This is a genomic window from Janibacter cremeus (assembly GCF_013409205.1).
GTDB lineage: Bacteria > Actinomycetota > Actinomycetes > Actinomycetales > Dermatophilaceae > Janibacter > Janibacter cremeus.
In genome coordinates, this window is the sequence record NZ_JACCAE010000001.1 from 2841239 (window position 1) to 2861248 (window position 20010).

General features: G+C 70.5%; 19 protein-coding genes and 1 riboswitch. Of the genes, 14 read left to right on the plus strand and 5 right to left on the minus strand.

The genetic code is table 11. The features are described from left to right. Window positions 1-2 precede the first annotated feature (2 nt). Both BJY20_RS13515 and BJY20_RS13520 read right to left on the minus strand, forming a co-directional pair. Window positions 3-974, minus strand: coding sequence for a hypothetical protein (locus BJY20_RS13515; RefSeq protein WP_185992010.1), 972 nt, complete (start codon window positions 972-974; stop codon window positions 3-5). Continuing rightward, window positions 974-2269, minus strand: coding sequence for a prenyltransferase/squalene oxidase repeat-containing protein (locus BJY20_RS13520; protein ID WP_185992011.1), 1296 nt, complete (start codon window positions 2267-2269; stop codon window positions 974-976). The genes BJY20_RS13515 and BJY20_RS13520 overlap by 1 nt, the downstream gene beginning before the upstream one ends. A gap of 105 nt (window positions 2270-2374) precedes the next feature. Next, window positions 2375-2438: riboswitch (cobalamin riboswitch) on the minus strand. Window positions 2439-2801: 363 nt separating this feature from the next. On the opposite strand from BJY20_RS13520, the gene ileS reads away from it, so the two are divergent. Genes ileS through BJY20_RS13535 form a run of 3 tightly spaced genes read left to right on the plus strand, consistent with a single transcriptional unit; the run spans window position 2802 to window position 7243 of the window. Next, entirely contained in the window at window positions 2802-6125 is a 3324-nt protein-coding gene (gene ileS, locus BJY20_RS13525) for an isoleucine--tRNA ligase (RefSeq protein WP_185992617.1), read from the plus strand. A gap of 39 nt (window positions 6126-6164) precedes the next feature. Next, window positions 6165-6542 (plus strand): CidA/LrgA family protein, encoded by a 378-nt coding sequence (locus BJY20_RS13530; protein ID WP_185992012.1) that lies wholly within the window; start codon window positions 6165-6167, stop codon window positions 6540-6542. Further along, the gene (locus tag BJY20_RS13535) at window positions 6539-7243 is read left to right on the plus strand and encodes an LrgB family protein (protein WP_343062903.1); all 705 of its coding nucleotides are present in this window, start codon (window positions 6539-6541) and stop codon (window positions 7241-7243) included. The genes BJY20_RS13530 and BJY20_RS13535 overlap by 4 nt, the downstream gene beginning before the upstream one ends. Here the strand turns inward: BJY20_RS13535 and BJY20_RS13540 are convergent. Further along, on the minus strand, window positions 7227-9218 hold the full coding sequence (locus BJY20_RS13540) for a hypothetical protein (protein WP_185992013.1): 1992 nt from the start codon (window positions 9216-9218) through the stop codon (window positions 7227-7229). The genes BJY20_RS13535 and BJY20_RS13540 overlap by 17 nt on opposite strands. 106 nt (window positions 9219-9324) lie before the next feature. Between BJY20_RS13540 and BJY20_RS13545 the strand changes: the two genes are divergently transcribed. Then, entirely contained in the window at window positions 9325-9717 is a 393-nt protein-coding gene (locus BJY20_RS13545; RefSeq protein WP_221935333.1) for a cupin domain-containing protein, read from the plus strand. Between the two features lie 66 nt (window positions 9718-9783). Here the strand turns inward: BJY20_RS13545 and BJY20_RS13550 are convergent, their stop codons facing one another. Together BJY20_RS13550 and BJY20_RS13555 are read right to left on the minus strand one after the other, a co-directional pair. After that, the gene (locus BJY20_RS13550) at window positions 9784-10293 is read right to left on the minus strand and encodes an SRPBCC domain-containing protein (RefSeq protein WP_185992014.1); all 510 of its coding nucleotides are present in this window, start codon (window positions 10291-10293) and stop codon (window positions 9784-9786) included. Next, on the minus strand, window positions 10290-10622 hold the full coding sequence (locus BJY20_RS13555; RefSeq protein WP_185992015.1) for a helix-turn-helix domain-containing protein: 333 nt from the start codon (window positions 10620-10622) through the stop codon (window positions 10290-10292). Before BJY20_RS13555 ends, BJY20_RS13550 begins: the two co-directional genes overlap by 4 nt. 54 nt (window positions 10623-10676) lie before the next feature. Between BJY20_RS13555 and BJY20_RS13560 the strand changes: the two genes are divergently transcribed. From BJY20_RS13560 to lpdA, 10 genes are all read left to right on the plus strand, one after another. Further along, a complete protein-coding gene (locus BJY20_RS13560; protein WP_185992016.1) occupies window positions 10677-11012 on the plus strand; it encodes a cupin domain-containing protein in 336 nt (111 codons plus the stop codon). Window positions 11013-11037: 25 nt separating this feature from the next. Then, entirely contained in the window at window positions 11038-12480 is a 1443-nt protein-coding gene (locus tag BJY20_RS13565) for a bifunctional folylpolyglutamate synthase/dihydrofolate synthase (protein ID WP_185992017.1), read from the plus strand. A 41-nt stretch (window positions 12481-12521) separates the two neighbouring features. Then, window positions 12522-12941 carry a DUF4233 domain-containing protein gene (locus BJY20_RS13570; protein WP_185992018.1) on the plus strand — a complete coding sequence of 140 codons (420 nt, stop codon included), beginning with the start codon at window positions 12522-12524 and terminating at the stop codon, window positions 12939-12941. After that, window positions 12941-13771, plus strand: a complete 831-nt coding sequence (locus tag BJY20_RS13575) for an undecaprenyl-diphosphate phosphatase (protein ID WP_185992019.1) — start codon at window positions 12941-12943, stop codon at window positions 13769-13771. The genes BJY20_RS13570 and BJY20_RS13575 overlap by 1 nt, the downstream gene beginning before the upstream one ends. Window positions 13772-13797: 26 nt before the next feature. Further along, the gene (ndk, locus tag BJY20_RS13580; RefSeq protein ID WP_185992620.1) at window positions 13798-14220 is read left to right on the plus strand and encodes a nucleoside-diphosphate kinase; all 423 of its coding nucleotides are present in this window, start codon (window positions 13798-13800) and stop codon (window positions 14218-14220) included. Window positions 14221-14260: 40 nt separating this feature from the next. Then, entirely contained in the window at window positions 14261-15268 is a 1008-nt protein-coding gene (gene mreB / locus BJY20_RS13585; protein WP_221935334.1) for a rod shape-determining protein, read from the plus strand. Next, a complete protein-coding gene (gene mreC, locus BJY20_RS13590) occupies window positions 15268-16029 on the plus strand; it encodes a rod shape-determining protein MreC (protein WP_185992021.1) in 762 nt (253 codons plus the stop codon). Before mreB ends, mreC begins: the two co-directional genes overlap by 1 nt. After that, entirely contained in the window at window positions 16026-16514 is a 489-nt protein-coding gene (gene mreD, locus BJY20_RS13595) for a rod shape-determining protein MreD (RefSeq protein ID WP_185992022.1), read from the plus strand. Before mreC ends, mreD begins: the two co-directional genes overlap by 4 nt. Beyond that, a complete protein-coding gene (locus BJY20_RS13600; protein WP_185992023.1) occupies window positions 16511-18508 on the plus strand; it encodes a penicillin-binding transpeptidase domain-containing protein in 1998 nt (665 codons plus the stop codon). Before mreD ends, BJY20_RS13600 begins: the two co-directional genes overlap by 4 nt. Before the next feature lie 70 nt (window positions 18509-18578). Then, a complete protein-coding gene (gene lpdA / locus BJY20_RS13605; RefSeq protein ID WP_185992024.1) occupies window positions 18579-19976 on the plus strand; it encodes a dihydrolipoyl dehydrogenase in 1398 nt (465 codons plus the stop codon). Window positions 19977-20010: the final 34 nt, after the last annotated feature.

The window sequence follows — 20010 nt, forward strand, 5'->3', positions numbered from 1 at the left end:
GGTCAGGCTCCGCGTCGTCGGGCCACCACGAGGGCAGCTCCGCCCAGGGGGACCAGCAGAGCGACGCCGACGAGGGTCGGCACGAGGGCGCCGCCACCGTCATCGGCTGAGTCGGACGTGCTGGATGCGTTCGCGGTGTCGGTGGGGTCGCCACCGGAGGTCGAGGACTCGCTGGCCGCGGTGGTGCTCGACGACGAACTCGTGCTGCTCTTCTCGGCCTTCTTTTTCTTCTTCTCGTCGGCCTTCTTCTTGGCTTCAGCCTTCTTCTTCTTGGCCTGGGATGTGCTCGACGCGCTGGCGTCCTTGGACGCACTCGAGGATGAGGCCGCCGGAGACGACGGCTTGGCGCCGTCCCCGCCCGAGGGCGTCGCTCCACCGGCGGCAGGTGAGCTGCTCGGCGCGCTCGACCCCGGGCCGTTTGATGACCCTGAGCCCTGTGTTGCCTTCGGCTTGGCGGGCGCCGAGGGCTTCGCCGGGGGACTCGGCTTGGGCTTGGGCTTGGGGTTTGTGCTCGGCTTGGGGGGTGCTGGAGCGGCCACCTTCGGAGGGGCGATGCTCGGCGCTCCTCCGGATCCCAGCTTGAAGCCGACGACCGTGCCCGGCGCAGGGTCATAGGCGTAGATTCCGGTGTTGGAGTAACTCCACGACCCGCCGGCCGGCGCGTGGAAAAAGGCCCAGTACTGGCTCTTCGGCGGCATTCGCACGCAGGGGGTGTCCGGCAGGCCGTTGATCTTGCAAACGGCGCCGGGCTGGGTCTGGACCTGCTCGACGGAGAAGCCGGCGGCTACCAGGGCGTCGCGGGCCGACGGGTGGTCGCCGGAGGCACACCGGACATCGGCGCCGGAACCGCTCTGGACGACGACGGTCACGCCGCTCGTACCGGTGCAGGCCGCCGCCTGGGCCGGGGCGGTCATGGACAGACCGCCCCCGGCCAGCAGGGTGGCCAGGCCCAGACGAGCGACGAGACGGCGCATCAGTGGCGCTGCTCGGCCAGACGCCGACGGGCCACGAGAATGGCGCCTGCGGCCAGGACGCCGAGACCGGCGCCCCCGAGAAGCATCGGGGTGCTGGAGCCCGCAGCGGAGCCACCGTCGGTCTGCACGACTCCCGGACGGACCGGGGCGCTCGCGTCGTCGCTCTGGCCGTCGTCGCCCGTCTGCTCGGCCTCGTCCGTGGGCTCGGAGGTGCCTGGCTCGGGGTCGGTCGGGGTCGAGGCGCTGTCACAGTCGATCACCGGGGTCGCGGCGGCTTGACCCTCGTTCGTGACCGCGGCGTAGGACGTCCCGGTCACGCCGATGAGTGCCTGCGCCGTGGCGCGGGTCGTGATCGCGTCGGACTCGGAGTCGGCCCCCATCGCGTCGAAGGAGGCCTGGTCGTAGGCGATACCGCCGGCAACCTGAGGGGTCTCGCAGCCGAGTGTCAGCGACTCGAGGTAGCCGAGGGCCTTGCTGCGAGCCGCGTCGCGGCCGGCCAGGCCGAAGGCCACGGACGCCAGGCCGGTGCTGTTGGCGTTGCTCGCCTCAGTCGACGTGCCGCCGCCGACACCGCCGGCACCGTCCTGGTTGTCCTCGAGGAAGGTTGCCGCGGACTGCACCTCGGTGTCGTGGCCCCCGACGGCATCGAGAGCCTGGACGGCGAGGGAGGTCGCGTCCGGGTCGGAGACGCATTCCACGCCCTCTTCGCCTTCGTCCGGGTAGTCGAGGACGAAGCCACCGTCAGAGCACTGCTGGGACAGCAGGCTCTCGACGGACTCGGTCGAGGGGTTGACCCCCGCGCGCTTCAGACCGATGAGGCCGAAGGACTGGCCGAGGGTGTTGGAGAAGTCGCCGTACTCGGACTGGTCGGTGAACTGGCCGTTGGCCTGCTCGAGACCCTGCAGCTGCGCGACGAGGTCGACCCCGTTGACGTCCTTCGGGTTGAGGCCGCGGGCGCCGGTGAAGGTGAGCATCTTGCCGGTGGCCGAGGCGTAGATCTCGTCACCGGCGCCGGTGTACGCAGTCACGTTTGCGACGAGGTAGTCAGCGGCGGCGGCCGAGGCGTCGCCACCGGTGCCGGCCGCGGTCATCCCGAGGACGGCATCGATCGTCAGTCCGAGGTCGTCGAAGGTCTGTCCGCCGCCTGAACCCGTGAGTCGGTCGCCGCCGGCCTCGAGCTCAGCGGCGAGGTAGGCGACGGAGTCGTCCGGGCTGGCCGCGGACGCGGCCGGGGCGAGCGCCAGGCCCACGACGCCGATGGAGGCGGTGAGGGCCAGGGTGGGCAGAGAACGCATGTCGCGACCTTTCGAGCTGGGACTGGTGCCTACACCCGGTCGCGGTCTGCGTCGGGCTCGACCCGCTGTCCTCGACGGGTTGTGGTGGAGCCTCGCGTCGACTCAGGTTTTCCGACTCGCCCGGTGGGCTCACGGTTGCGGGACAGCGCCGGAATTCCACCGGCTTCCCCTGAGGCGCGCGACTGCCTCGCGGCAGTGCTGGGCCTCATCGTACTCCGTGTGGACTCGGGGCTGCGTCCGCGGCACGCAGTGGCATCTCAGCCTTCGTTCGCGCTGCCCTACACTGGTGACCACAGGCGTTCGAGCCGTCATCAGCGGCGAGCCTTCCGGAAGAACGGGTGCTGGGCAGCCCAGCAGCACACGCACCTCACTAGACCCGGACGGATGGTCACGTCACGACCGATCGACCAAGAGCGGTCTCCTCCCTTCGCGCGAAGGGGGTGGACAAGCGGGGTGGTACCGCGGTGGCCGAGCCATCGTCCTCGTGGCAGACAACGAGTTGACCACGCCGAGCACCCCCGGAGCCGCCGCGATGACCTACCCCAAGGTCTCCACCACCGACGCGACCACTGTCGCCTCCTCCCCGTCCTTCCCGGACATCGAGCAGCACGTGCTCAGGTACTGGGAGGACGACGGCACGTTCCAGGCCTCGGTCGATCAGCGCGACCCCGGCACGGACGGGACGAACGAGTTCGTCTTCTACGACGGGCCTCCCTTCGCCAACGGGCTGCCGCACTACGGCCACCTGCTCACCGGCTACGTCAAGGACGTCGTCCCGCGCTATCAGACCATGCGCGGCAAGCGCGTCGAGCGGCGCTTCGGCTGGGACACCCACGGCCTGCCCGCCGAGCTGGAGGCGATGAAGCAGCTCGGTCTGAAGACCACGGACGAGATCCGCGAGCTCGGCATCGAGAAGTTCAACGCCAAGTGCCGCGAGTCGGTGCTGAGGTACACCGGTGACTGGCGCGAGTACGTCACCCGCCAGGCGCGCTGGGTCGACTTCGACAACGACTACAAGACGCTCAACCCCGGCTTCATGGAGTCGGTCATCTGGGCCTTCAAGTCGATGTACGACAAGGGCCTGGTCTACGAGGGCTTCCGCGTCCTGCCCTACTGCTGGCAGGACGAGACCCCGCTGTCCAACCACGAGCTGCGGATGGATGACGAGGTCTACCAGCAGCGGCAGGACCCCGCGGTCACCGTCGGCGTGCAGATGGACACCACCGGCGAGGACCCCGTCCTGGACGGGGCACGCCTGCTGGTGTGGACGACGACCCCGTGGACCCTGCCGAGCCACCTCGCGGTCATGGTCGGCTCCGAGATCGACTACGTCGTCGTCGAGGCGCCCGTACCCGGCGTCGAGGGCGCGAGTGCCAAGTACGTCCTCGCGCAGGCCCGACTGGGTGCCTACGCGCGTGAGCTCGGTGACGAGCCCACGATCGTCGGTCGCTACACCGGTGCTCAGCTCGTCGGTCGTACCTACACGCCGCCGATGTCGTACTACGCGGGGCACGCCAATGCCTTCCGGGTCGTTGCTGCCGACGACGCCGTGACGACCACGGACGGTTCCGGGCTGGTCCACACCGCCGGCGCCTTCGGTGAGGTCGACAAGGAGGTCACCGACCGCGAGGGCATCGAGGCCGTCATGCCGGTGGCCAAGGACGGCACCTTCACCGCGCCGGTCACCGACTACGCGGGCCTGCTCGTCTTCGACGCCAACGGTCCGATCATCGACGCGCTCAAGGCGACCACGCGTGGGGAGCAGGCCGACTCGATCAGCCCCGGCACGATCCTGCTGCGCCGTGAGTCCTACGAGCACTCCTACCCGCACTGCTGGCGCTGCCGCCAGCCGCTGATCTACAAGGGCGTCGAGTCCTGGTTCGTCGAGGTCACGGCGATCAAGGACAGGATGCTCGCCAACAACGAGCAGATCACCTGGGTGCCCGAGCACGTCAAGCACGGCCAGTTCGGCAAGTGGCTGGAGAACGCCCGCGACTGGTCGATCACCCGCAACCGCTTCTGGGGCAGTCCCGTCCCAGTGTGGAAGTCCGACGACCCGGCCCACCCGCGCCTGGACGTCTACGGCTCCTTCGAGGAGATCGAGCGCGACTTCGGCCGGCTGCCCGTGGACTCCGAGGGTGAGCCGGATCTGCACCGTCCCTTCATCGACGACCTCACCCGGCCCAACCCCGACGACCCGACCGGCAGGAGCACGATGCGCCGCGTCGAGGACGTGCTGGACGTGTGGTTCGACTCCGGCTCGATGAGCTATGCCCAGGTGCACTACCCCTTCGAGAACGCGGAGTGGTTCGAGCACCACTTCCCGGGCGACTTCATCGTGGAGTACATCGGCCAGACGCGCGGCTGGTTCTACACGCTGCACATCCTGGCGACCGCGCTGTTCGACCGGCCGGCCTTCTCCTCCGTCGTCAGCCACGGCATCGTCCTGGGCAACGACGGGCAGAAGATGTCGAAGTCCCTGCAGAACTACCCCGACGTCAACGAGGTCTTCGACAGGGACGGCGCCGACGCGATGCGCTGGTTCCTCATGTCCAGCCCGATCCTGCGCGGTGGCAACCTCGTCGTCACCGAGCAGGGCATCCGGGAGGGCGTGCGCCAGGTCCTCATCCCGCTGTGGAACAGCTACTCCTTCTTCTCCCTCTACGCCAACGCACTCGGGTCCGGCTACGAGGCGACGTGGTCGACCGACTCCACCGACCCGCTGGACCGCTACCTGCTGGCCAAGCTGCGCGAGTTCGTCGAGGAGGCCACCGCGCGCCTGGACGAGTACGACATCGCCGGTGCCTGCGACAGCACCCGTTCCTTCACCGACGTGCTGACGAACTGGTACATCCGGCGCAGCCGGGAGCGGTTCTGGGCCACCGATGCAGCGGATGCCGACACCGTGTCCGACTCGATGGCCGACGCCAAGCGTGCCTGCGACACCCTCTACACGGCACTGGAGGTGCTCTGCCGGGTCTCCGCCCCCCTTCTCCCGCTGACGACCGAGGAGATCTGGCGGGGCCTGACGGGGGAGCGCTCCGTGCACCTCGCCGACTGGCCGGACGCGACCCAGCTGCCCGCCGACCACGACCTCGTCCAGGCGATGGACGCGGCGCGGGAGGTCTGCTCCGGAGCGAGCGCGCTGCGCAAGGCCAACAAGTTGCGCAACCGCCTGCCCCTGCGTGACCTCACGGTCGTCGTACCGGAGGCGGCCGCGCTCGCCGACTTCGGTGCGATCGTCGCGGATGAGGTCAACGTGCGTCAGGTGAGCCTGCTCGACATCACCGACCCGGCCGCCGAGGAGTTCGGCGTGAGCCAGAAGCTGGCCGTCAACGCCCGCGCCGCCGGCCCGCGTCTGGGCAAGCAGGTCCAGGTGGCCATCAAGGGCTCGAAGTCGGGGGACTGGTCGGTCGCCGAGGGCGGCACCGTCACCTCCGGCGGCATCGAGCTGGTCGAGGGCGAGTACGCGCTCGAGACCGTCGCGGCGGATGACGAAGGGAGCCAGCGCGCCACCGCGATGCTGCCCGCCGCCATCGGTGGCTTCATCGTCCTGGACACCGAGGTCACCGACGAGCTGGCCGCCGAGGGCCTGGCCCGCGACGTCATCCGCGCGGTCCAGCAAGCTCGTCGTGATGCCGGCCTGGACGTCTCCGACCGGATCAGCCTGACGATCACCGGCAGTCAACCGGTCTGGGAGGCAGTCGCCACGCACCAGAACCTCGTCCTCGAGGAGACGCTCGCGAGCCAGTTCGGCTCCGCGCCGAACCTCGAGGCGTTGGCGCTGGGTGACGGTGTCACGCAGGCCGACCTCTCCGGCAGCGAGCCCGTGCGGATCAAGGTCAGCAAGATCTGAGCCGTCGAACGAGCGGAGACGACTTGTGACAATGGCCCCATGATCAACGGCGCGCTGTGGGTGCTCGGGTGCCAGCTCGTGGGCGAGGTGGTGGCTCGCTGGCTCGACCTGCCCGTCCCCGGCCCGGTCCTGGGCATGGTGCTGCTCTTCGGGGTGCTGTCCGTGCGCCGTCCCGGTCAGCAGTCGGGGACCCTGCGCGTGGCCGACGGCCTGCTGCGCCACCTGCAGCTGCTATTCGTCCCGGTGACGGTGGGGATCATGGTGCACGCGGGCACGATCCGGCAGGAGTGGTTGCCGGTGACCGGTGGGCTGGTCCTGTCCTGGGCCGCCGGGCTGGTGACGGTGGCGGGTCTGGCGACGCTGCTCGTGCGTCGCCGCGGCGCAGCGGATGAGTCCCTGTCCGGGGAGTCGTCGTGAGTGTTGCTCTGGACTACCTGCGTACGTCGCCGTTGACGTGGATCTTCGTCACGCTGCTGGCCTACCGTGCCGGGGTCTGGCTGCGGGATCGCACGGGCGGCCACCCGCTGGCCCAACCGGTCTTCATCGCCGCCGGCCTCGTCATGGCGCTGCTTGCCGCCGTCGACGTCGAGTACGAGACGTACATGGAGGGCGGGTTGCTCATCCACGTACTGCTCGGTCCGGCGACCGTGGCCCTGGCGGTCCCGCTGCACCGTCAGGCGCACCACCTGAAGGAGATGCTCGTGCCCCTCCTCGTGGCCCTGCCGGTCGGCGCCATCGTCTCGATCGGCTCCGCCGTGCTGACGGTCCGGGCGCTGGGCGGAGATCGGGCGCTCGAGCTCACCGTGGCGCCCAAGTCCGCGACGACACCGGTGGCGATCGGTATCGCCGATCAGATCGGGGGTGTGCCGGCGCTGGTCGCGGTCTTCACGATGCTCGCCGGGCTGCTCGGTGCGGTCCTGGGGCCCGGCCTCCTCGACCGCCTGCGCATTCGGGACCACCGCGCCCGGGGGCTGGCCCTGGGCGCCGTCTCGCACGGGGTCGGCACGTCGCGGGCCCTGCACGACCACCCCACGGAGGGCGCCTTCGCCGGGCTGTCGATGGGTCTGACGGCGTTGCTGACCAGCCTGCTCGTCCCGGTGGTCATCGCCCTGCTGTGAGGTCCTTCGTCGCCCAGCTCACCGGTGCCGCCGGGTCGGGTTCGTACCAGCAGTAGCTGCCCGTACGGATTCGGGAACGCAGGTGCGCGGCGGCTTCGGGGTGGTGCTCCGCCAGTGCCTTCATGGCGTACTTGATCGTGCGAGTCACGCTGGTTCGGGCCCGTTCGGTGGTGCCTCCGGTAGTTCGATCGCGCCCACCCAGACCAATGGCTCGGGACAGCTCCCCGACAAGGTACTCACGGTCCGCGTGAGCCTGCTCGGAGCCGTCCGCGTCGCCTCGCACGTCTGCGTCGGCGATGTCCGCATCGATCTCGGCCAGACGGCGTCGGTAGGCCGCTCGTGCCTGGTCGTCCAGAACGGGCAGTCCGGCGTCCGGGCCGTGCCGGGCCGTCAACTCCCCGTGGTCGCAGGAGACGGTCCGACCAGGACTCGCCTCGACCAGGTCGATCGCCGAGATGTGCCTCCCGGGCACCTCCAGCAAGCGGCCGATGGCGCGGTACCCGGTGAGATCACGGACGACGACCTCACGGCCGAGGAACTCGACTGTCCGCTGCCCGCCGGACGCGGTGAATGCTCCGGTCTGGACCGGCCCGGTGCGGATCGGGACCGACCCCTCGCGGGGCATGACAGGTCGCGTCAGCGAATGCGCCCAGTACGAGGGTCCGAACTGCGCGAAGCCCGCGGACGCCGCGGCCCACATCTGCTCTGCGCCCTCGTCCCCGAGCATCGCCAGTGCCTGTCCCAGGACGCCTCTCGCACAGCTTGACTGGAAGGTCTCCTCCGCCTGGTCGAAGAGCCGTACTGCGCTCAACGCCCGGTCCCGTGCCCTTTCGGGGTGTCCCGTGACGAGCTCGACCCTGGCGATGGCGAGCGCGAGGGCTGCCTCGCGTCCGAGGCTGGGGAACCGTCGTGCCGTATCGGCGAGATGTCGGGATGCAGCAACTGCTGTCGCGGTGTCCCCCTGCAGCGCGGCGATCTCCACCTGCGCCTCCAGCAGGGGAGCCAGCCGCAGCTCGCCGAAGGGAGGCTGCTCCTTCGAGGGGACGCGCGCTGGTGCAGCCAGCGCCCCGGCGATCTCCCGTGCGGCGGCGTCAGGATCCCCACCGGCCATTGTCAGGAGGGCCGCCCCCGGCTGAGGGGCCCAACCGTGGTCATCGGCCGCGTCGAATGCCTCCATCGCCCCGGTGATGTCACCCCGCCGGAGCCGGATGGTCCCCAGCTCGGTCAACGGCCAGCCGAACTCACGACGCATCCAGGGGCGCAGCTCCGCGCACGCGGCCAGTGCCTCGGCCTCGGCTGCGCTACCGGGTCCCGACTGACGAAGCAGCTCGGCCTTGTGCAGACGGCACCGGCCGTGGATCGTGCCGAAGCCGCGCTCGCCACGCCACTCGTCCATGATCAGGGTCCACTCGCGGGCCCGCTCGTGGTCACCGATGCCTTGGGCAGCGCAGATCACCTCGCACATCAACATCCCGGACGCGAGGTCGTCGACCTCACCCGACATCAGTGTCGAGCCCACCTCGTCGAGCAGCCTCAGGCCCTGTGCGACCTCACCGGTCAGGATCGTCAGGCGCGCCTGGGCCAGCCGCCCGAAGGCGAGCGGCAGCGACAGCCCGAGCCGGGATCCCAGGTCAACGGCCACCCGGGCGTGACGTGCGGCTGCCTCGCGGTCCCCGGACAGGAAGCGCTCGTAGGTGAGCACCGCGGCCATCATCGCGCTCGCCCCGCTCGGCTCGCGGATGTCCTCGAGCGCGCGGCCCGCGCGGGCCACCCACCCACGGACCGGTGCCATCAGGCCGGTGTCGATGAGCAGGAAGAGTGCCGCGTTGGTGGCGGCAGTGGCCGCGCCGACGGGATCGCCGTGCTCGAGCCGCAGGGCATACAACTGCTCCCACGCCCCGACGCACCCCTCGAGGTCGCCGGCCCCGTAGGCCGCCTGCGCGCGCAGCTCCACGTCGGACCACTGGTCTGCCATGTCCCCTCCAAGGAGCCACACCCCGCCTTGTCACAGTGTGACAGCGGTGTGTCACGCCCATCAGGTGCCAACACACACCGCCTCGCCAGGGCGGGGCACCAGGGAGATGACGATCATGCACATTCTCAAGGACAAGATTCCCGTCCACATCGACGCACCCGGTGCGGTGGCCCGGCAGCAGGGTGACTTCGGTGCGGCCTCGGGCACCATGGCCGCGGAGTACTTCTCGCTCGCCACCGGGACCGACATCGCGCCGCTGCTGAAGGGGCTGAAGAACGACCTGTGCTACGCGCCGCACTGGGGGTACGTCCTCGCCGGTGAGGTCGAGGTCAGCTACGCCAACGGTGAGTCCGAGCGCTGCTCCGCCGGCGATGCCTTCCACTGGCCAGGGGGGCACAGCGTGCGGGTCATCACCGACGCAGAGGTCATCCTCTTCAGCCCGGCCGAGTTGCACGGCGAGGTGATCGACCACATGAAGGGGGCCATGGGGCTTGCCTGAATCGCACCCACCCATGCGCGAAGGGGGTGGGTCACCGCAGCGGTGACCCACCCCCTTCGCCCATGGTCAGGAGGTGGCGGAGGCCTGCCGCTCCCACACTCCGGACTCCATCGGCTCGCCAGTCTCCAGCACGGTCTTGATGCCGGAGAGGACCCACGGCCAGCCGCCGCCACCGTCGGCCATCGGGTCGGGGTTGCCGGCGACCTGCTCGGCCGTCGTCGGACGACCCGTCAGGTCGTGGGTCAGGGTCAGGCGGGTGGCGCCGTCCGCGGTGGGCTCGATGTCCCAGGTGAGCGTGCCCGGCTCCTCGTCCTCGATCCACACCGGGCCCCAGGTCTGCACGAGGCGACGGGGCGGGTCGGACTCGAGGACCTCGCCGGTGACGACGACCTCGGGCATGCCCATTGAGAGCATCTCCGCACTCGCCCGGTGCTCGTAGTGGCCACCCGGGGTGAGGTCGTAGGAGACGTCGCCGGTATAGCCGTAGAGACGGCTGAACTCCGGGGTGGTGATCGCCTGCCAGACCTTCTCCGGGGTGGCGTCTATGAAGATGCGGTGAATCTGTGTCTCGCTCATGACTCGTCCTCCAGTGCTCTCTTGAGATCGAGCAGCGCGGAGGCCCGCGCTGCCGTGTACTTGTCGATCCAGCGCTCGTGGATCGCCTGGATGGGGACGGCGTTGAGGAAGTGCCGCTTGCTCCGCCCCTCCTTGCGGGGGAGGACGAGGTTCGCTTCCTCGAGCAGCCGCAGGTGCTTGGCCACCCCGAACCTGGTCATCTCCGTGTGCTCCTGGACGACCTCCTCGAGCTCGGACTGGCTGCGCCCGTCCTGCTCGAAGAGCGCGTCCAGCAGCGCCCGGCGAGTGGGATCCGCCAAGGCCTTGAACACGAGGTCGTCATCAGACACGTCAACGACGATAGGTGACCAAATGGTCACATGTCAACGGGCTAACCTCGGGTCATGGACACGACACTGCACCACGTGGACGGCCTGCTGGACCTGCCTCCGGAGGGCAGGGGGGCCCGACCGGGAGTGAAGAAGGCACTGGTGGGTCACGGCGCCCGGGTGGTGATGTTCCGCTTCGCCGCCGGCCAGGTCCTCGACGAGCACAAGGCGAACTTCCCGATCCTCGTCCAGTGCCTGCGCGGCACCGTCGACTTCGTCGCGGGCGACCAGACGGCAACCCTCGGCCCCGGGGGACTGGCCAACCTCGACGCGTTGGTCCTGCACGAGGTGCGGGCGGTGACCGACGCCGTCTTCCAGCTGGTCATGCTCGACCCCGCGGCCAGCCCCTGAGCCGCGCGGCTGCGACAATCAGCCCATGAGCCCAGCCCCCGATGCCAAGCAGCGACAGGCCGCCGAAGAGCTCGAGCTGCGCAAGCGGATGCGCGAGGTCGAGGACGGGATCCTCGCCCGCGCGCCCGAGCACGACCTGCAGCCCAGCCTCGAGCGCATCCGGGCGGTCATGGACCTGCTCGGGGAGCCACAGCGGGCGCTGCCCGTCATCCACATCACCGGCACCAACGGCAAGACCTCGACCGCGCGGATCATCGAGTCGATCCTGCGCGAGTCCGGCCTGAAGACCGGCCGCTTCACCTCCCCGCACCTGCAGGACGTCCGTGAGCGGATCACCATCGGCGGTGAGCTGATCACGCGAGAGGCCTTCCTCGACGCCTGGGCGGACATCGCGCCCTTCGTCGACGCGGTCGACACCCGCTCGGCCTCGCAGGACGGGCCGCGGATGACCTACTTCGAGGTCCTCGTCGCACTCGCCTACACCGCCTTCGCCGACGCCCCCGTCGACGTGGCGATCGTCGAGGTCGGCATGGGCGGGTCCTGGGACGCGACCAACGTCGTCGAGGCCGAGGTCGCCGTGATCGCCCCGATCGGGGTGGACCACCAGCACTTCCTCGGTGACTCGGTGCAGGACATCGCCCACGAGAAGGCCGGGATCATCCACCCCGACGCCATCGCGGTCTCGGCGCCCCAGGACCCGGACGTCGCCGCGATCCTCGCCGACCGGGCCGAGGAGGTCGGCGCCCGGCTCGCCGTCGCGGGCATCGACTTCGGGGTGCTGGAGCGCGACGTCGCCGTCGGCGGGCAGATGGTCTCCTTCCGCGGCCTCGCCGGGGACCACCGCGACCTGCTGCTCCATCTCCACGGCGCGCACCAGGCGGACAATGCCGCGCTCGCCGTCGCAGCCGTCGAGGCCTTCCTCGGCGGCGGTGAGCAACCGCTGGCCGAGGAGGTGCTCGCCGCCGGTCTTGCCGCGGCCACCTCGCCCGGTCGCCTGGAGATCGTGCGCCGCAGCCCCACGGTCATCGTCGACGCCGCCCACAACCCGCACGGGGCGGCCGTGCTCGCCGAGGCGCTGAAGGACTCCTTCACCTTCGGTCGGCTCGTCGGGGTGGTCTCGATCTTCAGCGACAAGGACGTCGTCGGGATCCTCGAGGCCCTCGAGCCGGCGCTGGACGAGGTCGTCATCACCCGCAGCACGTCACCCCGGGCGATGCGCCCCTCGCGCCTCGGGGAGATCGCTGCCGAGGTCTTCGGTGACCACCGCGTCACCATCGTCGACGAGCTGCCCGATGCGCTGGACCACGCGGCCCAGCTGGCGGACGAAGGGGGCGTGTCGGGCGGCGTCGTCGCCACCGGCTCGATCGTCACGGTCGGCGAGGTACGCCTGCTCCTCGGGGTGACCGAGGTCGAGGTACCGGTCAAGCAGCCGGAGGTCCAGCCACTCGAGCTGCCGGACCAGGACTGACCGATGTGGCCGACGGCGGTGCGCGACATACCCTGTCGTCCGTGACTTCCGACAGCACCCCACCCGGGCGGACTCGCCCGCAGGGCAAGTTCATGTGGCGCATGCTCGCCGCCGTCCTCGGTGGCCAGGCGCTGGTCATCTTCTTCGGTGCCCTGACCGGCCGCGGGCTGAACCCGGACCAGGGCCCGGTCATCGCTGGTCTACCTGTCCTGACCCCCTTCGTCCTGATGAGCGCGCTGGCGGTGCTCGCAGTCATCGCCGCCGGTCTGATGAAGCGTCCCTTCGGCCCCGCGCTGGGCTGGGTCGTGCAGATCCTGTCGATCCTCTCGGGGTTCTGGGTGACGATGATGTTCGTCGTCGGCCTCATCTTCGCGCTGCTGTACGGCTACTGCCAGCGCGTGGGGCGGCGGGTGGACCGTGAGCAGATCGCCCGCGCCCTCAGCGAGGAGCAGGACGGCTGATGGACTACCTGACCGCCATCGTCCTCGGCTTCGTGCAGGGGCTGACCGAGTTCCTCCCGATCTCCTCCAGCGCCCACATCTCGATCATCGGGCAGCTGATCGGGCAGGACGACCCCGGAGCGGCCTTCACGGCGATCACCCAGCTGGGGACGGAGACGGCCGTGCTCATCTACTTCTGGCGGGACATCGTCACGATCATCCGCAAGTGGGTCCTCGCCCTCGCGCGCAAGGTCCCGCAGAGCGACCCGGACGTTCGCATGGGGTGGCTGGTCATCGTCGGCAGCATCCCCATCGGCGTGCTCGGCCTGATCTTCAAGGACCACATCGAGACCAGTCTGCGCAGCCTGTGGCTCACCGCGACCATGCTGCTCGTCTTCGCGCTGGTCATCATGGTGGCCGAGCGGGTCGGCCGACAGGAGCGTCAGCTGACGCAGCTGACCTGGAAGCACGGCATCTTCTACGGCCTGTGGCAGGCGTTGGCGCTCGTCCCCGGCGTCTCCCGCAGCGGTGGCACGATCGCCGGTGGCCTCTTCATGGGCTACACCCGTCAGGCCGCGGCCCGCTACTCCTTCCTGCTGGCCATCCCCGCCGTCCTGGCCTCCGGCGGGCTCCAGGTCGTGGAGGTCCTGCGCGGCGAGGCCGTGGGATCGGGCACCGCGTGGGGCCCGATCTGGGCTGCGACGATCGTGGCCTTCGTCGTCGGCTACGCCGTCATCGCGTGGTTCATGCGGTACATCACCACGCACACCTTCACCCCCTTCATGATCTACCGGATCATCCTCGCCCTGGGCCTGTTCGCCCTGCTGGGCACGGGCACGATCGCGGCGTGACTACGCTGGGCCCCGTGACCGAGACTGTGCAGACCGAACGTTCCCTCATCCTCGTCAAGCCCGACGGCTTCCGCCGAGGCCTCACCGGCGAGGTGATCCGCCGGATCGAGGCGAAGGGGTACACCCTCGTCGCGCTCGCGGTGGTCACCCCGACCCGCGAGCAGCTCGCGGCCCACTACGCGGAGCACGAGGGCAAGCCCTTCTACGAGCCGCTGCTGGAGTTCATGTCCTCCGGGCCCGCCGCGGCGCTCGTCATCGAGGGCGAGGAGTGCATCAAGGGGTTCCGTTCCCTCGCCGGCGCGACCAAGCCGACCGAGGCGGCCCCGGGCACGATCCGTGGCGACCTCGGCCGCAAGTGGTCGGGCACGGTCGACGAGAACATCGTGCACGGCTCGGACTCCCCGGAGTCCGCCGCGCGCGAGATCGGCATCTGGTTCCCCGGCCTCTGACGTGGCCGGGCGGTCCCGCGTGCGCCGCGCGTTCCAGGGCATGTCGCGTGATCTCGCGATCGACCTGGGGACGGCCAACACCCTGATCCATGCGCGGGAGCAGGGGGTGGTCCTCGACGAGCCCAGCGTCGTCGCCCTGAGTGTCGAGACCGGTGGGCTCGTGGCTGCCGGCAGCAGGGCAAAGGAGATGCTGGGTCGTACTCCCGGAGCCGTGCGCGCCGTGCGCCCCCTGCGGGGCGGCGTCATCAGCGAGCCCGACGCGGCCGAGCAGATGCTGCGCTGGTTCACCGAGCGCGTCGGGATGTCGAGCATCGTGCGTCCGCGCGTCGTCGTCTGCATCCCCAGCGACATCACCGGTGTCGAGCGGCGCGCCGTCGAGGAGACTGCGCTGCGCGTGGGCGCCCGGCGGGTCTACCTCGTCGAGGAGCCGATGGTGGCGGCCATCGGTGCCGGGCTACCGGTGACCGACACCCAGGCTTCGATGGTGGTCGACATCGGTGGCGGGTCGACCGACGTGGCGGTGATCGCCCTGGGTGGCATCGTCGCCTCCCGCAGCACCCGTACGGCCGGTGACGCGGTGGATGAGGCGATCGCCGAGCACGTGCGCCGCAACCTCTCGCTGCTGCTGGGGGAGCGCAGCGCCGAGGACATCAAGGTCAAGGTCGGGTCTGCCTTCCCCCTGGCCACCGAGGTGAGCACCCGCGTGCGGGGACGCGACCTCGTCACCGGTCTGCCCAAGACGGTCGACGTCGGCTCCGCGGAGATCCGACGGGCCATCGCGGCGCCCGTCGGGACGGTCATCGCACTCGTGCGCGAGGTCCTGGACCGCTGTCCGCCGGAGCTGGCCGGGGACGTCCTCGAGCGCGGGATCACCCTCACCGGCGGTGGCGCGCTCCTGCAGGGGATCGATGCGCGGATGCGCCACGAGTTGGGAATTCCGGTCACCGTCGCCCCTGCCCCGTTGCGCGCGGTCGCCCGTGGCGCCGGCCGGTGCGTCGACGACTTCGCCGCCCTCCAGCCCGTCCTCGTCGACGGGCACCGCTTCTGATGCGTCGCCTCCTGCTCGCCCTGCTGGGGCTGACCCTGCTCGTCCTCCTCGCGGACCTGGCCGGAGCGCCCCTGGGCCCCGTGCGGGGTGCGGGTGCCGCCGTCCTCGGCCCGGTCGAGCGTCTCGTGGCGCCCGGGAGGGACGAGGCCTCCAGCCTGGTGGAGGAGAACCTCCGCCTGGCGGAACAGGTGCGCCGGCTTCGCCAGCAGCGTCGGGTCGCCGAGCAGGCCGACGACCTGCCGGCCCTCGAGACGGGCACCACCACGGCCAGGGTCGTCGCCCTCGACCGGGCCGGTGCGTCCGGTCCGCAGCGGGTCACCATCGACGTCGGACGACACGACGGGATCCGGGCCGACAGCGCCGTCATCGCCCCGGGGGGCCTCGTCGGCCGCGTCGTCGAGGTCGGCAGGTGGACGGCCGACGTCGAGGTCGTCGGTTCTCCCCGCGCGGTCGTCGGTGTGCGCACGGGGCAGGAGGGGATCATCGGCACCCTCACCGGGTCCGACCCCACCACCTCCCACGATGCGGACGAGCTCGTCGTCACCCAGCTGGGACGCGACGAGGTCGAGACCGGTGACGAGGTCGTCACCCTCGGTAGCCCGGGCGCCCGTCCCTACCCGCCGGGGATCACCATCGGTACCGTCACGGACGTCGCGCGGCCACCCGGCACACTCACCGACACCGCTCTCGTCGACCCCGCCGTCGACCTGACCTCGCTCGACGTCGTCGCCGTCGTCACCGGTGCGGAGTCGACCTCGTGAGCGGACTGCGCTGGCCCGTGCGGCTGCTGCTCGTCGCGGCGGCACTCGTCGCGATGCTCGCGCTGGGGGCGCGGGGGGTGGCGGGCCCGCCCGACCTCGTCCTGGTGGTGGTCGTCGGCGTCGCCCTCGTCTCGGGGTCGCCGGCCGGTGCCCTGCTCGGTCTCGTCGGCGGATGGTTGCTCGACCTCGCCCCGCCGGTCGCCGACCCGCTCGCGATCTCCGCCCTCGGCTACGCCGCCGCGGGCTGGCTCGCCGGGCAGGCCCGCCGCCGAGCCGGGCACCCGTGGTGGTGGCCCGTCCCCGTCGTCACCGTCTCCCTGCTCGTCGCCCGCGCCCTGCCGGTGCTCGTCGACCTGGCCAGCGCGCGCCCGATCGCCTGGGCCGGACTCGCCTGGGAGGTGCTCGCCACCGCGACCCTGTCTCTCGTGCTCGTCGCACTCATCGTGCGACTGGAGGCGGGCCTGGTCACCCGGCGGTGGGCATGAGCCGCAACGCCCCACGACTGCAGGTGCGCATGCTCGCCTCCCTCGCCGTCCTGCTCCTGCTCGCGGGAGTCCTGCTCGGGCGCCTCGGGCAGATGCAGCTGACCGACCACGAGGAGGGTGCCGGCGTGAACGCACCCGTGACGGCGAGCGTCCCGCTGCCCGCCCTGCGTGGTCGCATCCTCGATCGGCACTCACGGCCCATCGTCGACAACGCGGTGCGTACCGACGTCACGATCGAGAGGTCAGCGCTCGCCGACGCGCCGGACGGGGGACGCGCGACCGTCCGCCGGATCGCGCAGGCGCTGGACCTCCCCTTCGCCCGGCTGTGGGGGAGGACGACCCTCTGCGGTGCCCCCGGCGCCGCTGACCCGCCGCTGTGCTGGCCCGGGTCGCCGCTCGTGCCGGTGCCGCTGGTGGTCGACGCGGACCCCGCGCGCGCTGCCGCCCTGGCCGAGCGCCCGGAGCACTACCCAGGAGTGGTCGTGACGACCCAGCCGGTGCGCTCCTACCTCGGACCGAAGCGGGGTGGCGCCGCGCAGACCACCGGCTACCTGGCCCGACCGAGCGCGGAGACCGTGGCGGAGTCGGACGGGCAGATCACCGGGGAGGGCCTCGTCGGGGCGGCCGGCCTGGAGCTGCAGTACGACGACCTGCTGCGCGGCCGCGCCGGTCAGCGCACCGTGCGCGTCGACGCGCGCGGTGTCGCCGTCGACGAGGTCGATCGCACCGACCCGGTCCCCGGCAAGGACCTCGTCACGACCCTCGACCTGAGGATCCAGCGCGCGACCCAGGAAGCGCTCGCCGACGGCGTCCGGGCAGCCCGCGAGCGCGGCCACACGGCCGACACCGCCGCGGCGCTCGTCCTCGACCTGCGTGACGGTGGCGTCCTGGCCTCAGCCAGCCTGCCCACCTACGACCCCTCGGTCTGGTCGCGGGGCGTGACCCAGGAGCAGTACGACCGCCTGACGAAGGGGGCGGACAGCCCACTGATCGACCGCGTCACCGGCGTGGCACAACCACCGGCGTCGACCTTCAAGGTCGTCTCCCTGCCGGGAGCGGTCGCCTCCGGGGTCGACCTCGACCAGGAGGTCAACTGCACCTCGTCCCACCGGATCGGCAACCGCACCTTCCACAACTACCAGTCGCGCGCCTACGGGTGGATCTCGTGGCGCCGGGCGATCACCGTCTCCTGCGACACGGTCTTCTACCGGGTGGCCGAGGCAGTGTGGCGTGCCCAGGGCGGCCTGGACGCACAGGACGACGGTGGTGACCCGCTCATCGGCACCGCCCGGTTGCTCGGCCTCGGGTCACCCACCGGGATCGACCTGCCGACCGAGTCCGCGGGCCGCATCCCGGACCGGGAGTGGAAGCGCCAGTGGTGGGAGTCGACGAAGGAGGAGACCTGCCGACGGGCGGAGACGGGCTACCCGGACATGACCGACCGCGCCGATGCGCGCTACCTCAAGGCACTGGCCCGGGAGAACTGCGAGAGCGGCTATCTCTTCCGCCCCGGTGACGAGGCCAACCTGTCGATCGGGCAGGGCGACGTCACCGCGACCCTGTTGCAGATGGCGAGCGTCTTCGGCGCGATCGCGCAGGAGGGGCGTGTCGCGAAGCCGCACCTGGGCAGAGCCGAGGTCACCGCCGAAGGCACCCGCACCCACCTCGCCGTCGGGGACGTCGACAGCATCGATCTACCGGGGAGGTCGGGCGACCTGCTGCGCCGGGCGCTGCAGGACGTCGTGGCACAGCCCGACGGGACCGCACACTCGGCCTTCGCCGACTTCCCCCTGAAGCGGTGGCCGGTCGCGGGCAAGACCGGGACCGCAGAGGTCCACGGTCAGGAGGACACCGCCTGGTTCCTCTCCTACGCACCCGTGCAGGACCCGCGGTACGTCGTCGGGGTCGTCGTCTCCCAGGGCGGGACCGGGGGAGCGACGTCGGCACCGATCGCCCGGCAGATCCACGAGGAGCTGGCCGAGGACACGCCCTGACTCCACGCCCGCAGGAGAGGCGAACCACCTGCGTGGTGCAGGCCACGTTCTGGTGGTTAGGCTGTCCCGCATGGCTGACTTCGACCTCGTAGTGCTCGGTGCAGGACCCGGTGGATACGTCGCGGCGATCCGTGCGGCGCAGCTCGGCAAGAGCGTTGCCGTGGTGGAGAAGCAGTACTGGGGCGGTGTCTGCCTCAACGTCGGGTGCATCCCGAGCAAGGCGCTGATCAAGAATGCCGAGATCGCGCACATGCTCACCCACGACAAGAAGAAGTTCGGCATCGAGGGCGACGCCACGATGTCCTACGGCCCCACGCACGCCCGCTCCCGCCAGGTGAGCGACGGCATCGTCAAGGGCGTGCACTTCCTGATGAAGAAGAACAAGATCACCGAGATCGACGGCTGGGGCACCCTCACCTCGTCCACGTCGATGGACGTCGCGCTCGACGACGGCGAGACGAAGTCGGTGACCTTCGACAAGCTGATCATCGCCAGCGGCGCCACGACGAAGATGCTTCCCGGTGTCGAGCTCAGTGACAACGTCGTCACCTACGAGGAGCAGATCCTCGACGAGAACCTCCCGGGCTCGATGATCATCGCCGGCTCCGGCGCCATCGGCGTCGAGTTCGCCTATGTCATGAAGAACTTCGGCGTCGACGTCACGATCGTGGAGTTCCTCGACCGGATGGTCCCCACCGAGGACCCGGTCATCTCCAAGGAGCTGGCCAAGCACTACAAGAAGCTCGGTGTGAAGGTCATGCTCAACACCAAGGTCGACGCCGTCGAGGACACCGGATCCGGTGTCAAGGTCACCGTCACCCCGGCGAAGGGGGGCGAGCGTGAGGTCCTCGAGGCGGACAAGCTCCTCTCCGCGATCGGTTTCGCCCCGCGGGTCGAGGGCTTCGGCCTGGACGCCGCCGGGGTCGAGCTGACCGAGCGCGGCGCCATCGCCATCGACGAGTACTGCCGCACCAACGTCGAGAACATCTACTCCGTCGGTGACTGCACCGCGAAGCTGATGCTCGCGCACACCGCGGAGGCGCAGGGTGTCGTCGCCGCCGAGCACATGTCCGGCGCAGAGACGATGCCGGTGGCCTACGACTTCATCCCGCGGGCGACCTACTGCCACCCGCAGATCGCCTCCTTCGGCTACAGCGAGGAGCAGGCGAAGGAGAAGGGGTACGACGTCAAGACCGCGACCTTCCCCTTCTCCGCGAACGGGAAGGCGGTGGGTCTCGGCGACTCGACCGGTTTCGTCAAGGTCGTCGCCGACGCGAAGTACAACGAGCTCCTCGGCGCGCACATGATCGGCCCGGACGTCACCGAGCTGCTGCCGGCGCTCACGCTCGCGCAGCAGTGGGACCTCACCGCCGACGAGGTCGCCCGCAACGTCTTCGCCCACCCGACGCTCTCCGAGGCGGTCAAGGAGGCCGTCGAGGGCATCGCAGGGCACATGACCCACCTATGAGCCTCGATTAGGGCAGGTAAGTGGCGCACTGGTA

What these genes read in the sequence shown, in the direction of transcription:
- BJY20_RS13520 (WP_185992011.1), bottom strand. Translation starts at nt 2,269, where the DNA reads ATGCGTTCTCTGCCCACCCTGGCCCTCACCGCCTCCATCGGCGTCGTG.
- lpdA (WP_185992024.1), top strand. Translation starts at nt 18,579, where the DNA reads ATGGCTGACTTCGACCTCGTAGTGCTCGGTGCAGGACCCGGTGGATAC.
- BJY20_RS13550 (WP_185992014.1), bottom strand. Translation starts at nt 10,293, where the DNA reads ATGAGCGAGACACAGATTCACCGCATCTTCATAGACGCCACCCCGGAG.
- BJY20_RS13575 (WP_185992019.1), top strand. Translation starts at nt 12,941, where the DNA reads ATGGACTACCTGACCGCCATCGTCCTCGGCTTCGTGCAGGGGCTGACC.
- ileS (WP_185992617.1), top strand. Translation starts at nt 2,802, where the DNA reads ATGACCTACCCCAAGGTCTCCACCACCGACGCGACCACTGTCGCCTCC.
- BJY20_RS13545 (WP_221935333.1), top strand. Translation starts at nt 9,325, where the DNA reads ATGACGATCATGCACATTCTCAAGGACAAGATTCCCGTCCACATCGAC.
- mreB (WP_221935334.1), top strand. Translation starts at nt 14,261, where the DNA reads ATGTCGCGTGATCTCGCGATCGACCTGGGGACGGCCAACACCCTGATC.
- BJY20_RS13600 (WP_185992023.1), top strand. Translation starts at nt 16,511, where the DNA reads ATGAGCCGCAACGCCCCACGACTGCAGGTGCGCATGCTCGCCTCCCTC.
- BJY20_RS13530 (WP_185992012.1), top strand. Translation starts at nt 6,165, where the DNA reads ATGATCAACGGCGCGCTGTGGGTGCTCGGGTGCCAGCTCGTGGGCGAG.
- BJY20_RS13540 (WP_185992013.1), bottom strand. Translation starts at nt 9,218, where the DNA reads ATGGCAGACCAGTGGTCCGACGTGGAGCTGCGCGCGCAGGCGGCCTAC.
- mreC (WP_185992021.1), top strand. Translation starts at nt 15,268, where the DNA reads ATGCGTCGCCTCCTGCTCGCCCTGCTGGGGCTGACCCTGCTCGTCCTC.
- BJY20_RS13515 (WP_185992010.1), bottom strand. Translation starts at nt 974, where the DNA reads ATGCGCCGTCTCGTCGCTCGTCTGGGCCTGGCCACCCTGCTGGCCGGG.
- BJY20_RS13565 (WP_185992017.1), top strand. Translation starts at nt 11,038, where the DNA reads ATGAGCCCAGCCCCCGATGCCAAGCAGCGACAGGCCGCCGAAGAGCTC.
- BJY20_RS13560 (WP_185992016.1), top strand. Translation starts at nt 10,677, where the DNA reads ATGGACACGACACTGCACCACGTGGACGGCCTGCTGGACCTGCCTCCG.